Genomic DNA, 15,060 nt, shown 5'->3' with positions numbered 1-15,060 from the left:
CCGTGCCGCGCCCCGGGGGATGACACCGGTGCGCGGCACGGGTTTCAGGCTACGGGAGTCACTGGCCGACCCGGCCCGGCTGCAGGACCTGCGTGAACAGCACGGTGCCGTCCGACTCGCGCAGCCGCACCGTCAGCTCGCCGCTGTCGCCGTCGATGTCGACCTCGCCGAAGAACTGGTAGCCCCCGGCGGGCGAGACGTTGGCCGTCGTCGGCGCCTTGATGAACACCCGTTCCGGGCCGAAGGTGTTGTCGAGGGTGTTCGCCGGGAACGCGCCAGCGTTGAGCGGGCCGGAGACGAACTCCCAGAACGGCTCGAAGTCGGTGAAGGCCGCCCGCGACGGCTGGTAGTGCTGGGCCGAGGTGTAGTGCACGTCGGCGGTCAGCCACACCGTGCCCGTGATCCTGCGGTGCTTGATGAACCTCAGCAGCTCGGCGATCTGCAGCTCCCGACCCAGCGGCGCCCCCGGGTCGCCCTGCGCGACGGCCTCGACGTTCGGCTTGCCGTCGCCGGTGTCCGGCACCACCAGGCCGAGCGGCATGTCCGAGGCGATCACCTTCCACACCGCCCGGGAGCGGGCCAGCTCACGCTTGAGCCAGGCCAATTGCTCGGCGCCGAGGATGCCCTGGGCGTCGGTGGGCTGGTCGTCCGTGGAGTTGGCGTTGCGGTAGGTGCGCATGTCCAGCACGAACACGTCCAGCAGCGGACCGTGGTTGACGACCCGGTGGACCCGGCCGTCGGGGCGGCGCAGGGTCGAGATCGGGAAGTACTCCGAGAACGCCTGCCGGGCGCGTGCGGCCAGGACGTCGACGTTCTTCTCGGTGTAGCGGGCGTCGCCGAGGATCTCGCCGGGGTACCAGTTGTTGGTCACCTCGTGGTCGTCCCACTGGATGATCGAGGGGACCTGGGCGTTGAACCGCTTGAGGTTGTCGTCCAGCAGGTTGTAGCGGAAGTTGCCGCGGAACTCGGCCAGGGTCTCGGCGACCTTGGACTTCTCCTCGGTGGTGATGTTCCGCCAGGTGCTGCCGTCGGGCAGGGTGACCGATGCCGAGATCGGGCCGTCGGCGTAGATGTTGTCGCCGCTGCAGATGAAGAAGTCCGGGTCCAGCGCGGCCATCGCGTCGTAGATCCGGTAGCCGCCGAAGTCCGGGTTGATGCCCCAGCCCTGCCCGGCCAGGTCGCCCGACCACACGAAGCGCACCCCGTCGCGCCGTCGCGCGGAGGCGGTACGGAACGTGCCGGTGACCGGCTCACCGGTGCGGCGCGGGTCGTCCGGGTCGGCGAGCAGCACGCGGTAGTGGATCTGCTCGCCGGACGGCAGACCGCGCAGCCGGGTCGTGCCGGTGAAGTCCGTGTCCGCGCCCAGCAGCGGGCCGTGCCATCTGCGCGGTTTGCGGAACGAGTCGGTCGCGGACGTCTCGACGATCATCCGGGCCGGACGGTCCGACCGCACCCACACCAGCCCCGAGTCGCAGGTCACATCTCCCGTCTGCACGCCCCAGCCCGCCCTGGGACGCCCCGACAGGGCGAAGGCCGGTGCCGAGCCGAGGGCGGTGGGCAGGGTCAGGGCCGCCGATGCGGCGAGTGAGCCGCGCAGAACGCTGCGACGACCCGGGAACGGACGGTGTGACATGGAGGCCTCCAGGGACGGGATCCGGCCAGTGTGCAGAGCCACAACTACTGGGGCGCCGCAGCGCACACGGAAACCACAAGTGAACAACTGACCGCATCCGCAGGGGAACTGCTGCGTCACGTGGGGACAGGCGCACGCATGCTTCCGGTCACCTCTCGGTGGGCGCGGCGCGCCTCGCGGCCCTCCCGGTCAGCCCGGACGCCCCGCCACCGCCTCCGCCATCAGCCGTACGCCCGCCCGGATCCGCGACGGCGACAGATGTGCGTATCCCAGGACCAGCCGCACCCCCGGCCGCCCGCTGTCACCGGCTCGCGCGTGCGTGTAGTCCGTCAGAGGGCGAACCGCCACCCCGGCCGCGGCCACGCGCGCGAGGAAGCGCTCCTGGGGCCCGTACCGTTCCGGCAGCGCGGCGATGACGTGCAGTCCCGCGGCGATGCCGGTCACCTCCGACCCCGGAAAGTCCTCCGCCAGAGCGCCGACCAGGGCGTCGCGACGCTCCCGGTACGCGCGCTGGCAGCGGCGCAGCTGGCGGTCGTAGTCGCCGCGTTCCAGGAACCGGGCGAACAGCGCCTGATCCAGGGTCGGATGTCCGAGATCCATGGTCCGCTTGCGCTCGACCACCTCCTCGGCCAGGGGCTCCGGTACGAGCAGCCAGCCGAGCCGCAGCCCGGGGGCGAGGGACTTGCTCACCGACCCCGCGTAGGCGACGCGCTCCGGGTCGAGCCCTTGCAGGGCGCCCACGGGGGCGCGGTCGTACCGGAAGTCGCCGTCGTAGTCGTCCTCCAGGACGAACCCGTCGACGGACCGCGCCCAGTCGAGCAGTTCGGTACGGCGGCGGGCGGAGTAGGCGATGCCGGTGGGGAACTGGTGGGCCGGTGTCGTGACGACGGACCGTACGCCCGACTCCCGCAGCGGGCCGATGAGGAGCCCCTCGTCGTCCATGGGCAGCGGCACGGTGGAGACGCCCGCGGCGGCGTAGAGGGCGTCGTGCTGCGGGCTTCCGGGGTCCTCGACGCCGACTTCGCGTATCCCGCGCGCGTGCAGCACGAAGCCGAGCACCGCAGTCGCCTGCGACACCCCGGAGACGACCACGATGCGCTCGGGGTCCGCGACCACACCCCGGCGGCGGGCGAGCAGTTCGGCGAGCGCCGTACGCAGCCGGGGCAGCCCGCGCGGGTCGGGATAGCCGAGTTCGTGGTGCGGCAGCTCGGCCAGCACGCCGCGCTGTGCGGCCGCCCACGCGGCACGCGGGAACAGCGACACGTCCGGCGTGCCGGGTACGAAGTCGGCCCGGGCGTCGGTGGAGCGTGGAGCCAGGTCATGCGCGCGTGGCCGGGCGGCCCGTACGGCACCGCCCACCCAGGTACCGGCACCCCGGCCGCTGCGCAGATAGCCCTCGGCCGTCAGCTGCTCGTACGCCTCTGTGATCAGCCCTCGCGACACACCGAGGTCGGCGGCGAGATCCCGGCTCGACGGCAGCCGCGTCCCCGGCGTGAGTCGCCCGGACCGCACCGCCTCACGCAGTGCCGCCTGCAATGAACGCCCACGCGCGCGTGCGGGCGCGGAAGCGGCCGGCAGAAGCAACTCCCAGGCAGGGGTGCCCAGATGCTGCTCCGGTCCGCCTCCGGGCGGCGGCGCAGGGGGCTTCGCCGTCCTTCCCGCAGGATTGGTCTCCGATGACGTCATGAAAATGGACCTTAAACCGGACCGCGTCGGTTCCTAGCGTCACTGCCATGAACGCCACCACCACGCGCGGTGTCCTCCTCACCGCGCTCGCCTGCGTCCTCGTCGGAGGGTCCTTCACCGCCAACAGCCTGCTCGGCGCGTACCCGTACGCCGGCGGCCAGTTCCTGCGCTACGGCCTCGCCTGTCTCCTGCTCGTCCCCCTGGCCGGGCGGGACGCCCCGGCCAGGCTGCGGGCCCTCGCCGCCCGTGAGTGGGTTCGCCTCGCGGTGCTGGCGGCCGTGGGCATGGTCGGCTTCAACCTGGCCGTCATCGCCGCCGAGCGCACCGCCGAACCGGCGGTCCCCGGTGTCTTCGTCGGCTGCGCGCCCATCGTCGTGGCCGGCGTCGTCCCCCTGCTGGACGGGCGCCGGCCTCAGCGTGCGGTCATGTACGGGGCGTCGCTCGTGGCGGTGGGCGCGTTCACGGTCCAGGGCTGGGGCCGCACGGACGCCGCCGGCATCGCCTTCTCCGTGTGCGCGCTGGTCGGCGAGGTCGGTTTCGCGGTCCTCGCGGTGCCCGTGCTGCGCCCCCTGGGCCCGCGGCTGCTGTCCGCCACGGTGTGCGGGATCGCCGCCGTCGAGTGTGCGGTGGCCGGGCTGCTCCTCGACGGCACCGCGTGGCTGCGGCGGCCGGACGCCACGGAGACCGCCGCACTCCTGTGGCAGGCGGTGGTCGTGACCGTCGTCGGCTTCGTGTGCTGGTACATGGGCATGCAACGGATCGGCGCCGAGCGCGCCACGCTCTTCTCCGGCCTCATCCCGGTCGCCGCCGCCTGCACCGCCCCGCTCGTCGGAACCGGCTCCTACGGCGCCGTCCAGGCCCTGGGTAGCGCCCTGGTGGGCGCCGGAGTCGCCCTGGGGTCCGGCGCGTTGACGCGTGCCTCGCGTCGATCAGCGGCGGCCGTTCGATCAGCGGCTGCCGTCGAGGATGACGCGCGCGACCAGGGCCGGGTCGTCGTTCATCGGGCAGTGCCCGCAGCCGGGCAGCCGGACGAGACGCGCCCGGGGGATGATCTGCTTGGCGCGCACCCCTTGGCGGCGCACGAGCAGCCGGTCCCTGGTGCCCCACGCCACGGTGACCGGGATCCCGGGAACGTCGTCGGTGAACTGGACGGACCCACCGGCCCGGAGGGTCTGGTCGAATCCCGTGGCCCGCGCCAGCGCGAGCGTCTCGGCGACCACGGCCTCGGGTGACCGCCGGCCGGGGCGGGCGTAGATCGTGCTGGTCAGCACCGTGCGGCCGGCCGCCGACCTGGACAGCTGTTGCACCAGCGGCAGTGGCAGCCGCCGGGAGATGTGCCGCATCGCCAGCAGCACGCCGAAGGCGTAACGCCGCTCGGCCTCGGACCAGAACCCGGCGGGGGACAGGGCGGTGACGGACCGCACGAGCTTCTCGCGGCCCAGCTCCAGCGCGATGAGACCGCCCAGCGAGTTGCCGGCCACATGCGGCCGTTCGAGCTCCATGGCCTCGCAGAAGGCTCCGAACACGGCCGTCGTCGTGGCCAGGTCGTAGGAGAGGTCGTCCGGCAGGCCCGGAGACGTCCCGAACCCGGGCAGGTCCACGGAGATCACGTCGCGCTCGGTCGCGAGGATGTCCACCACCGGGTCCCAGACCTGCCGGTGGTGACCGATGCCGTGCAGCAGGAGCAGCGGTTCACCGCTCCCCACGCGCGCGTAGTCGACGGTCACGCTCTGCGGGCCGCGCAGAGAGGGGACCTCGAAGGAGACGGTGGCGGACATGGGTGCTCCTCGTCTGGGACACGCTGACGGACGGCCGTAGACAGCTTGTCAGCAATTGCTACCGACGGGTAGACCCTGGGTGTGGCCCGCCATGGTGGATGCACGGTCCGCCAACGAGCCCTGCCCGCCACGGGGTTGCACGAACCGGCCACGTGCGCCGATTTCGCCTGGACATGGCCGTACACGTCGGCTGGGATGGGGAAGTGACCACCGAAACCGAGACCGACGTCTTCGAAGAGCACCGCCCCGTCCTCCTGGGGGTCGCCTACCGCATGCTCGGCCGCGTCGCGGACGCGGAGGACGTGGTGCAGGAGGCCTGGCTACGCTGGTCCGGGGCCGACCGGTCCGAGGTGCGCGAACCGCGCGCCTACCTGGTGCGCATCACCACCCGCCTCGCCATCGACCGGCTGCGCCAGGTCAAGGCGCGGGGCGAGACCTACATCGGCCCCTGGCTGCCGGAGCCGTATGTCACCGACTTCGGTGACACCGTCCCGGACACCGCCGAACGGGCCGTCCTCGCCGACTCCGTCTCCCTCGCCGTCCTCGTCGTCCTGGAGTCGCTGTCGCCCCTGGAGCGCGCGGTGTTCGTCCTGAGGGAGGCCTTCGGCTACCCGTACGCGGACATCGCCGCCATGCTCGACCGCGGCGAGGCGGCGGTGCGCCAGCTCGCCGGGCGGGCCCGCAAGCACGTCGACGAGCGGCGGCCCCGCTACGACGTCGACCCCGTCCAGCGACGGGACCTCACCGAGCGGTTCCTGGCCGCGGCCGCGGAGGGCGACCTCGAGGGGCTCATGTCGCTGCTGGCCCCGGACGTCCGCCTCGTCGGCGACAGCGGCGGGAAGGCCAAGGCGCCGGTGCGGGTCCTGGAGACGGCCGACAAGGTGGGCCGCTTCCTGGTCGGCGTCGCCCGGAAGGGCGACGTTTCCGACCTCTCCTGGCGCTTCCTGGAGATCAACGGCGGGCCCGCGGTGCTGGTCCTGTCCGGAGACAAGCCCGACTCGGTCTTCCAGCTCGACCTGGTGGACGGGCGCATCCAGGCCGTTTACATCATCCGCAACCCCGACAAGCTGGGGTTCCTGGCCGCCGAGTAGGCCACATCGCCGCGTCGCCCGCCGCCGCCCCGCCGGTGCCGCCTCCGTCGATGCAACGGGGGCTTTGCCGGCATGTCACAGAGGTGGCCTTGTACGAACACGCCGTGAACGTTCCCGAGCCGCATGCGGGCGCCGCCCACAAGGGATGGAGGATTGGTATTGACCAAGGTTGAGGGCCGTCCTATGGTCGCAGAGAAAGTGCAACAACCTTTAATAAACAAGGGCGCTAAAACGCCGCTGGGCCACGGCGATTGCGGAGGACAGGGTGGGGACCACGCAGCTGGAATCGGTGCCGGAACCGAAGTACTGGCACCTGAGGACCGTGCTCAGTGAGGCACTGGACTCCGAATTCACCGTGGGCGAGATCCTGCCCAACGAGCGCGACCTGGCCGCCCGCTTCGGCGTAGCCCGGGCCACGCTCCGCCAGGCTCTGGAGCAGCTCGAACTGGAAGGCAGGCTGCAGCGCCGCCGCGGTGTCGGTACGACCGTCGCGCCGCCGCGTGTGGGCGTGGCCGTCGGCACCGAGCAGCACGCCTGGCCGGGCGGGACCGACGAGGTCTGGCAGCCCGCGGACTGCACGCAGGCGGTGCCGCCCGCGTCCGTCGCCGACGCCCTGGAGAGCGGTCGTGACGAGCCCGTGCACACCGTGCGCCGCTCCCGCGTGACGCACGGCCAGCCCGTCGCCGCCGAGCTGCTCTACGTCCCGCAGTCGTCGGTGCCCGACCTCTCCGCGATCGACGCCCCGTCCGGAGCGGCACGCGCGCGTGCCGTGCTGCGCGAGCTGCAGCGCCTGGAACTGGAGGGCCAGGAGAGCGCCGTCGAGCTGGGGTCGGCCCGCGCGGACGACGCCAAGGAACTCGACCGGCTCCCCGGGGCACCCGTCCTCGTGGTGACCACCCGCTACCTCGCCGAGGGCCGCACGGCCGCGCTCTCCGTCGCCACGTACCGCGCGGACACCTGCCGGCTGACCTTCGGTGACTCGGGCGGCGTGGAGATCCACCAGGACCCGGAGCGCCGGGCGTCCTGACCGCCGTATCGACCTATGCCTCGCGCCCCGGATCCACTCCGGGGCGTGAGGCATATACGTCTACGTTCACAGACCCCGACGCACCGCCGACGGTCGACCAGCGACGGGGCTCAGCGCCGCCCCGTCACGGTCCCCTCCACCGCGAACAGCTGCTCCTCCACGTGGTCGAGCGCGAGCCGCAGGGCGCCCGTCGCCACCGCCGCCTCGCCGAGCAGAGAGAGGGCGACCTTCGGCGGGCGCAGACAGTAGCGGGCCAGCTCACGTCGCAGCGGCTCCAGTACGCCGTCCAGGCCGGACGCCCAGCCGCCGATGACGACCAGCTCGGGGTCGAGGGCGAGGACGAGGGCGGCCACGTCGTGGACGAGACGCTGGATGAAGCGGTCGACGGCCGCGCGGGCCCGCTCGTCGCCCTCACGGGCCTGTGCGAAGACCCCGGCGACGGCGTGCTCGTCTAGGGGGCGCAGCGGCTCGTCGGTGGTGGACAGCAGGGTCTCGGGAGTCGCCTCGCGGCCCAGCATGTGCAGCGCGCCGATCTCGCCGGCCGCGCCGCCGAAGCCCCGGTGCAACTGCCCGCCGATCAGTGAACCGGCGCCCGGGCTCAGCCCGGCCAGCACGAACACCACGTCGTCCGACTCGGTGGCCGACCCCTTCCAGTGCTCGGCCACCGCCGCCGCGTTGGCGTCGTTCTCCACCAGGACCGGGCACTTGAAGGACCGGCTCAGCCGCTCGCCCAGCCGCAGCCCCGTCCACTCGGGCAGCGCGGCGCCCAGCCGCACGGTGCCGTCCGCCTCGACGATGCCCGGCGTCGCCACCCCCACGGCCCGCAGTGAGTCGCGCGCGACACCGGCCCGGCGCAGCAGCTCGGCCACCGCCGCACGCACCCGTTCGAGCCGCTCGTCGGCCGGAGCCGTCTCGTCGACGTCCTTGACGGTGGCGCCGAGCACCCGCCCGTCCAGGTCGGCGAGGAGCGCGGCGACCCGATGCGCCCCAATGTCCAGGCCCAGCAGATGCCCCGCCTCGGCCCGGAACCGGAACCGCCGCGCGGGCCGCCCCTGACGCCGTACGACACTCTCGTCGGCCGCCTTCTCGACGACGTAACCCGCCTCGATGAGCCCCTCGACCACGCCCTCGACGGTCGGCCGGGACAGCCCGGTCACCCGGGTGATCTCCGTCAGGGTTGCGGCGTCCGTGGCACGCAGCGCGTGCAGCACCACCGCGGAGTTGATCCTTCGCAGCAGCGAGGGATCCCCGCCGGTCAGCCGAGCCAACGTCCGTCCTCCCAGCTCATGCGCATGTTGGCCGGATGGTACTCGCCGAGACGGACCCGGGCGAGTGGCGGGCCCTGCGCCGGCCCCTCCCTCCGGGCCCCGTCGGCCACCCGCCGCCCGGATCACCCCGGTGCCACGAACCCCGACTCGTACGCGGTGATCACGGCCTGGGTGCGATCGCGCGCCCCCAGCTTCGCCAGGACGGAGCTCACATGCGACTTCACCGTCTCCGTCCCGACCACCAGCCGGGCGGCGATCTCCGCGTTCGACAGGCCGCGCGCCATCAGCCGCAGCACCTCGGCCTCCCGCTCGGTCAGCCGGGCCCGCTCCAGCACGGCCCGGGCCGCCCGGTTCCCGCCGTCCTCGCCGTACTGCGCGGCCAGCTGTCTCACGGAGGCGGGGAACAGCAGCGACTCGCCCTCGGCGACCAGCCGCACCGCGTGCACGATCTCGGCCGGCCTGGCCCGCTTCAGGAGGAAGCCGTCGGCACCGGCGCGCAGCGCCTCGTACACGTACTCGTCGTTCTCGAAGGTCGTGACGACGATGATCTTCGGTGGCTCGTCGACGGTCCGCAGCACCGCGCGCGTGGCCTCGATCCCGTCCAGCAGCGGCATCCGTACGTCCATGGCGACCACGTCGGGCCGCAGCTGCCGCACCAGCGGAATCACCGCCGCCCCGTCGGCCGCCTCCCCGACGACCTCGATGTCGGGCTGCGCCTCCAGCACGGCCCGCAGACCGGCGCGTACGAGGGGTTCGTCGTCGACGAGGAGAACGGTGACCGGCATCCGGCCAGCGTAGATCAACCGAGCGGCAGCTCTACATGTACCTGCCAGTCACCTCGGTCGGGACCGGTGTGCGCGTGTCCGCCCAGCAGGGATGCGCGCTCGCGTATGCCACGCAGGCCGCTGCCTCTGCCGGGCCCCGGTATGTCGGCGGTGAGCGGATTGCGGATCTCAAGGGTGAGCGTGCCGTCCGCGACGACGATGCGGACCCGGACCGGGACGGACCCGGCGTGCCGCAGCACATTCGTCAGCGACTCCTGGAGGATGCGGTAGCCCTCCCGGGAGACCGGCCCGGGCACCGTGTCCAAGGGCCCGGTCAGGTCGACGTCGACCTTCGCACCGGAGGCACGCGCGGACTCCAGCAGACGGTCGGCGTCCGTCAGCGTCGGCCTGCTGCTCACCGGCCGCTCGGACTCGCGCAGGATGCCGAGGACACGCTCCAGGTCCTCCAGGGCGGCCCGGGCGGTCTCCTCGATGGCGTCCAGGGCCCGGTCGGTGAAGGCGGGGTCGCCGGCCGCCCGCGCGGCACCCGCCTGCACCACGGCCACCGTCAGGGCGTGCCCGATGGAGTCGTGGAGTTCGCGGGCGATGCGGGTGCGCTCCAGGAGCTGCTCGGTGCGCTCCTCCAGGGCGGCGAGGCGCTCGGCGGGGGAGGGGCCCAGAAGCCGGAGGGCGAGTGCGGTGATGAGCCGGCCCGAGGCGACCACGGTCACCGCCAGGGTGACCAGCGCCACGGGCGCGAGCAGGACGTGCCACCAGGCGTGGCCGTCGAGGAGCAGCAGCTCGCCCGAGTCGATGTCACCGCCGAAGGCCGCCGACACCAAGTCCACCGAGGAGAGGAGCAGTTGGACTGCGAAGATCGAGGTCGCACAGCCGAGCAGCAGCCGTGCCTCCAGCCACATCACGAGCCGCCCCCGGTCGCTCCAGGAGGCCGACGGCGCGACGACGATGTCGGCGCTCCCGCTGTCGGGCCGGTGACCGGTCAGCAGCAGCCTGGCCTGCATCCCCTCCACCGTCCGCATCGCGGGCACCAGCCCGGCGGGGGCGAGCGCCACGCCCGCCGCCGGCCAGATCCACCACGCTTCCTGGACGAACAGCCACATGCTCGGCCACACGACGGCGATGAACAGATGCAGCAGTCGTGTGTACGTCACCGCCCGGGCGAACGGGCGCAGCAAGCGGGCCATTCCGTCATCGTGCCAGCCGCCACTGACAACGGACCTCCCCCGCACGGGGGAGACGATCTCCACGCGCGGGGGAGGAACAACCTTCGCCCCAACGGCCAGGCTGCTGCCATGACCAGCATCGAAGTCCAGGCCCTCACCAAGGAGTTCGGCACCCGGCGAGCCGTGGACGACCTCACCCTCACCGTCCTGCCGGGCCGCGTCACCGGCTTCCTCGGCCCCAACGGCGCCGGAAAGTCCACCACCATGCGGCTCGTGCTCGGCCTCGACCGGCCGACCTCCGGCACCGCCACCCTCGGCGGCCGCCCCTACGCTGCCCTGCGCGAACCGCTGCGCCACGTGGGCGCGTTGCTGGACGCCCAGGCCGCGCACGGCTCCCGCACCGCCCGCGACCATCTGCGCGTGCTGGCGGCGAGCAACCGCATCCCGAGCACGCGCGTGGACGAGGTGTTGGAGGAGACGGGCCTGGCGTCGGTGGCGCGGCGCCGGGTGAAGACGTACTCGCTGGGCATGCGCCAGCGGCTCGGCATCGCCGCCGCACTCCTCGGCGACCCCGAGGTGGTCATGCTCGACGAGCCCTCCAACGGGCTCGACCCGGAAGGCATCGTCTGGATCCGGACACTGACGCGGCGCCTGGCGGGGGAGGGGCGGACGGTGCTCGTCTCCAGCCACCTCATGAACGAGACCGCCTCCTTCGCCGACCACCTCGTGGTCCTGGGTCGGGGACGTCTGCTGGCCGACACCCCGATGCGGGAGTTCATCCACGCGCGTGTGCGGCCGAGCGTGCGGATCCGCACGACGGACGCCACCGCACTCAGGACCGCCCTGGCCCGGCACGGTCATGACGCCGTCCCCCACGACGACGGGCACTGGACCGTGCAGCACGCGCGTGTGGACGACATCGGTCGCATCGCGTCGGAAGCGAGCGTTCCGCTCCTTGAACTCGCGGCCGAGGAGGGCACGTTGGAGCAGGCCTACTTCGACCTCACCGCGACCGAGGCCGAGTTCACCACCCAGCCCCAGCCCCAGAACCACCCCCAGGAGGCCTGACCATGACCATCGCACCCGCACTCCACGCGGAGTGGCTCAAGATCCGCACCCTGCGTTCGCTGCCGGGAGCGCTGCTGGCGCTGTTCGCCGTGACGACGGCGTTCTCGGCGGTGGCCGGAGCCGACGGGAGCTCCGACCCGGAGTTCGACCCGCTGTTCACGGCCCTGTCCGGCATCCTTCCCGGCCAGATCGCGGCCATCTCGTTCGGCGCCATGGCCGTGTCGTCGGAGTACCACGGGGGTGCGCTCCGGCTGACGCTCGCCGCGGTTCCGCAACGCGGACGCTGGTTCGCCGCCAAGGTGACGGCCATCGCCGTACCGGCCCTGCTGGTCGGCCTGGTCACCGCCTTCGCCGCGCTCACCGTGGCACGCGCGGGCCTCGGCTCCGCGGCGGACGGGCTCAGCGTGGCCGAGCAACTGCGCGGGGTCCTGGGCTGCGCGGTCTACCTGATGCTGATCGCCCTGTTCGCGGCGGGACTCACCGCGGTGCTGCGCAGCGGAGTGGCCACGCTCTCCATCCTGATCCCGTTCATCCTCGTGGTGTCGTTCGTCATCGGCGACGCCGCGGGCACCGTCGCGGACTTCCTGCCCGACAAGGCCGGCCAGATCGCCCTTCACCAGACGTACGACGGCACACTCGGACCATGGTCGGGGCTCGCGGTGACCGCTCTGTGGACGGCGGCCGCATTGCTGGCGGGGGCCTGGAGCGTACGGCGACGGGACGCGTGACCCCGCGAGCCGAGGTGACGCCTGACCCGCGAGCCGAAGGGAAGCACGGACTCACGAGCCGAGGCAGGTCAATTCTCCGTGATCTCCTGAGCCCCGGCCTCCGCCGCCACCCGCAACCGGGCGAACTCCTCCGCCATCGTCGCGGCCGTCCAGTGCGCGTTGAGCCCGCTCGGATTCGGCAGCACCCACACGCGCGTGCCCTCGATCATCCGCTCCTGCGGACCCACCTGGGCCTTGCGCTCGTAGAACGCCGCGCGATACGCGGTGACCCCGACGACCGCCAGCCAACGCGGCCGCAGCCGCGCCACCTTCGTGGCCAACAGCCGCCCGCCCTCGCGGTACTCCTCGGCGCTCAGCTCGTCGGCCCGTGCGGTCGCCCTCGCGACGACGTTCGTGATGCCGAGGCCGTAGGCCGGCAACTCGCCCTGTTCCGACGGCTTCACGAGCCTCGGCGTGAAGCCGGACAGGTGCAGGACCGGCCAGAAGCGGTTGCCGGGGCGGGCGAAGTGATGGCCGGTCGCGGCCGTCATCAGACCGGGGTTGATGCCGCAGAACAGCACATGGAGGCCGTCCGCGACGACGTCCGGTACCAGACGGTCGCGGGCGGCCTCCAACTGCTCGGCGGTGAAGCGCGCCATGGTGTGCGGTGCGTCAGAGGATGGCGCCGGGCGTGTATCCGGCGGCCTCCGGGCGCTGCTTCACGATCTCCTCGATACGGCCCACGACGACGCCCACCTGGTCGGCCGCCGCCCCTGTGAAGGACAGCTTGTCGGCCATCAGCGCGTCCAGCCCGGCGCGGTCGAGCGGGATGCGCTCGTCGGCGGCCAGCTTGTCGAGCAGTTCGTTGCGCTCGGCGCCCTGCTCGCGCATCGCCAGCGCGGAGGCGACGGCGTTCTCCTTGATCGCCTCGTGCGCGATCTCACGGCCGACGCCCGCCCGCACGGCGCCCATCAGTACCTTGGTGGTGGCAAGGAACGGCAGGTAACGGTCCAGCTCGCGCGCCACGACCGCCGGGAAGGCGCCGAACTCGTCGAGGACCGTCAGGAACGTCTCCAGCAGACCGTCCAGCGCGAAGAACGCGTCCGGCAGCGCGACCCGGCGCACCACCGAGCAGGACACGTCGCCCTCGTTCCACTGGTCGCCCGCCAGCTCGCCGGTCATCGAGGCGTAGCCGCGCAGGATGACCATCAGGCCGTTCACCCGCTCGCAGGACCGCGTGTTCATCTTGTGCGGCATCGCGGAGGAGCCGACCTGGCCCGGCTTGAAGCCCTCGGTCACCAGCTCGTGCCCCGCCATCAGCCGGATGGTCTTGGCCAGCGACGACGGCGCCGCCGCCAGCTGCACCAGCGCGGTCACCACCTCGTAGTCCAGCGAGCGCGGGTAGACCTGGCCGACCGAGGTGAAGGCCTGCGAGAAGCCCAGGTGCCCGGCGATCCGGTCTTCCAGCTCCGCCAGCTTCGTCGCGTCCCCGCCGAGCAGGTCCAGCATGTCCTGCGCGGTGCCGACCGGGCCCTTGATGCCGCGCAGCGGGTAGCGGCCCAGCAGCTCCTCGACCCGGCCGTACGCCACGAGCAGCTCGTCGGCGGCGGTCGCGAAGCGCTTGCCCAGCGTCGTGGCCTGGGCGGCGACGTTGTGCGAGCGGCCGGCCATGACCAGCTCGCCGTACTCACCGGCCAGCTTGCCCAGGCGGGCCAGCACGGCCACCGTGCGGTCGCGTACCAGCTCCAGGGAGAGCCGGATCTGGAGCTGCTCGACGTTCTCCGTGAGGTCACGGGACGTCATGCCCTTGTGTACCTGCTCGTGCCCGGCGAGGTCGTTGAACTCCTCGATCCGCGCCTTCACGTCGTGCCGCGTGACCTTCTCGCGCTCGGCGATGGAGGCCAGGTCGACGGTGTCGAGGACACGCTCGTAGTCGGCGATCGCCTCGTCCGGCACCTCGATGCCGAGGTCCTTCTGGGCCCGCAGCACGGCGAGCCAGAGCTGCCGCTCGAGCTTCACCTTCTGCTCGGGGGACCAGAGCGTGGCGAGCTCGGTGGAGGCGTAGCGTCCGGCGAGGACGTTCGGGATGCGGGGCTTGGCGGGCGCAGAAGTCACGTGTACGGAGTTTACCCGGCGTCCGGAGGCCCCCCGGATCGTCCCTGCAGTCCGGAGCACCCCAGGTCAGGGGGTGCCGGCCCCGATGTCCACAGGCGATCGGGTGAATTCCCCGGTGGTCAACGCGTCTTGGTTTCCCGGGGCCTCCATATTTCGTTCATAGTCTGCAAGTAATGGCGAGACTGAACGCGCGGCATCACGATTCCTTCGGTGAGCCTGTCAAATCCGGCAATCGACAAGTTCGAGTCAACGACCGGCGTCGGCTTCCCCCTTCCGGCTGAGAGAAAGACAAAACGAGAATGCGACAGACCCTGACCAAGGGATTGATCGTGGCCGCCGCCGCGACAAGCGCCCTGTCTCTGTACGGCACTTGCGCGTTCGCCGCCCCCCGCGTGCAGGGGGCCGTGGTGAATTCCGCCGCTGCACTGCCGGGTCGTACGGATCCATGGGACACAGAGGCGCTGGAAGAACAATTCGGTGAGATGCGCGATAAATTCTACGAGATGCATGACAGGGTCAGCGACCTGCATCCGCTGGAGCGCGCTTCCGAAAACGGCTCCTTCGGCAATGGCAGCTCCGGCTATGGCAGCTCCGGCTATGGCGCCGAGAAGCAGAGCAACCATGGCTACGGCGCTGAGAAGCCGAGCAGCCACGGTTACGGCGCCGAGAAGCCGCGTGATCACGGCTACGGGTCAGAGAAGCCGAAGGATCACGGCTACGGGTCAGAGAAGCCGAAGGA

At 72.0% G+C, this 15,060-nt stretch carries 12 protein-coding genes and 2 pseudogenes; 6 read left to right on the top strand and 8 right to left on the bottom strand.

Annotated features, from left to right (window positions below):
• Window positions 1–58 precede the first annotated feature (58 nt).
• Both BLU79_RS03430 and BLU79_RS03425 read right to left on the bottom strand, forming a co-directional pair.
• Window positions 59–1,633, bottom strand: coding sequence for an alkaline phosphatase D family protein (locus BLU79_RS03430; protein ID WP_093904047.1), 1,575 nt, complete (start codon window positions 1,631–1,633; stop codon window positions 59–61).
• A 189-nt stretch (window positions 1,634–1,822) separates the two neighbouring features.
• Window positions 1,823–3,319, bottom strand: coding sequence for a MocR-like pyridoxine biosynthesis transcription factor PdxR (locus tag BLU79_RS03425; RefSeq protein WP_256333119.1), 1,497 nt, complete (start codon window positions 3,317–3,319; stop codon window positions 1,823–1,825).
• 47 nt (window positions 3,320–3,366) lie between these two features.
• Between BLU79_RS03425 and BLU79_RS03420 the strand changes: the two are divergent.
• Window positions 3,367–4,155 (top strand): annotated as a pseudogene (locus BLU79_RS03420) (DMT family transporter); the annotation flags it as partial.
• 111 nt (window positions 4,156–4,266) lie between these two features.
• Here BLU79_RS03420 and BLU79_RS03415 read toward each other — a convergent pair.
• Window positions 4,267–5,097, bottom strand: coding sequence for an alpha/beta fold hydrolase (locus BLU79_RS03415; protein ID WP_093904046.1), 831 nt, complete (start codon window positions 5,095–5,097; stop codon window positions 4,267–4,269).
• A 203-nt stretch (window positions 5,098–5,300) separates the two neighbouring features.
• Here BLU79_RS03415 and BLU79_RS03410 point away from each other — a divergent pair, with 203 nt between their 5' ends.
• Together BLU79_RS03410 and BLU79_RS03405 are read left to right on the top strand one after the other, a co-directional pair.
• A complete protein-coding gene (locus tag BLU79_RS03410; RefSeq protein WP_093904209.1) occupies window positions 5,301–6,188 on the top strand; it encodes an RNA polymerase sigma-70 factor in 888 nt (295 codons plus the stop codon).
• A gap of 265 nt (window positions 6,189–6,453) precedes the next feature.
• On the top strand, window positions 6,454–7,215 hold the full coding sequence (locus BLU79_RS03405) for a GntR family transcriptional regulator (RefSeq protein ID WP_093904045.1): 762 nt from the start codon (window positions 6,454–6,456) through the stop codon (window positions 7,213–7,215).
• Window positions 7,216–7,325: 110 nt separating this feature from the next.
• On the opposite strand, the gene BLU79_RS03400 is transcribed toward BLU79_RS03405, so the two are convergent.
• The 3 genes from BLU79_RS03400 to BLU79_RS03390 all read right to left on the bottom strand — a co-directional run bounded on the left by BLU79_RS03400 (window position 7,326) and on the right by BLU79_RS03390 (window position 10,452).
• The gene (locus tag BLU79_RS03400) at window positions 7,326–8,483 is read right to left on the bottom strand and encodes an ROK family transcriptional regulator (protein ID WP_093904044.1); all 1,158 of its coding nucleotides are present in this window, start codon (window positions 8,481–8,483) and stop codon (window positions 7,326–7,328) included.
• 122 nt (window positions 8,484–8,605) lie between these two features.
• Entirely contained in the window at window positions 8,606–9,268 is a 663-nt protein-coding gene (locus tag BLU79_RS03395) for a response regulator transcription factor (RefSeq protein WP_093904043.1), read from the bottom strand.
• A gap of 14 nt (window positions 9,269–9,282) precedes the next feature.
• Window positions 9,283–10,452 carry a sensor histidine kinase gene (locus BLU79_RS03390; RefSeq protein WP_093904042.1) on the bottom strand — a complete coding sequence of 390 codons (1,170 nt, stop codon included), beginning with the start codon at window positions 10,450–10,452 and terminating at the stop codon, window positions 9,283–9,285.
• 108 nt (window positions 10,453–10,560) lie between these two features.
• Between BLU79_RS03390 and BLU79_RS03385 the strand changes: the two genes are divergently transcribed.
• Together BLU79_RS03385 and BLU79_RS03380 are read left to right on the top strand one after the other, a co-directional pair.
• Complete coding sequence (locus BLU79_RS03385) at window positions 10,561–11,499, top strand: ABC transporter ATP-binding protein (protein WP_093904041.1); 939 nt, start codon at window positions 10,561–10,563, stop codon at window positions 11,497–11,499.
• Between the two features lie 2 nt (window positions 11,500–11,501).
• Entirely contained in the window at window positions 11,502–12,227 is a 726-nt protein-coding gene (locus BLU79_RS03380; protein WP_093904040.1) for an ABC transporter permease, read from the top strand.
• A 68-nt stretch (window positions 12,228–12,295) separates the two neighbouring features.
• Here the strand turns inward: BLU79_RS03380 and mug are convergent, their stop codons facing one another.
• Both mug and purB read right to left on the bottom strand, forming a co-directional pair.
• Window positions 12,296–12,865, bottom strand: a complete 570-nt coding sequence (mug, locus tag BLU79_RS03375; RefSeq protein ID WP_093904039.1) for a G/U mismatch-specific DNA glycosylase — start codon at window positions 12,863–12,865, stop codon at window positions 12,296–12,298.
• A gap of 13 nt (window positions 12,866–12,878) precedes the next feature.
• Window positions 12,879–14,321: an adenylosuccinate lyase gene (gene purB / locus BLU79_RS03370; RefSeq protein WP_093904038.1), complete on the bottom strand. Its 1,443-nt coding sequence runs from the start codon at window positions 14,319–14,321 to the stop codon at window positions 12,879–12,881.
• A gap of 299 nt (window positions 14,322–14,620) precedes the next feature.
• On the opposite strand from purB, the pseudogene BLU79_RS48575 reads away from it, so the two are divergent.
• A pseudogene (locus BLU79_RS48575) lies at window positions 14,621–15,060 on the top strand (hypothetical protein); the annotation flags it as partial.

This window comes from Streptomyces sp. cf386 (assembly GCF_900103585.1).
Lineage (GTDB): Bacteria > Actinomycetota > Actinomycetes > Streptomycetales > Streptomycetaceae > Streptomyces.
The sequence above is the reverse complement of the archived record's forward strand: the minus strand, read 5'-3'. Positions and strand labels throughout refer to the sequence as shown.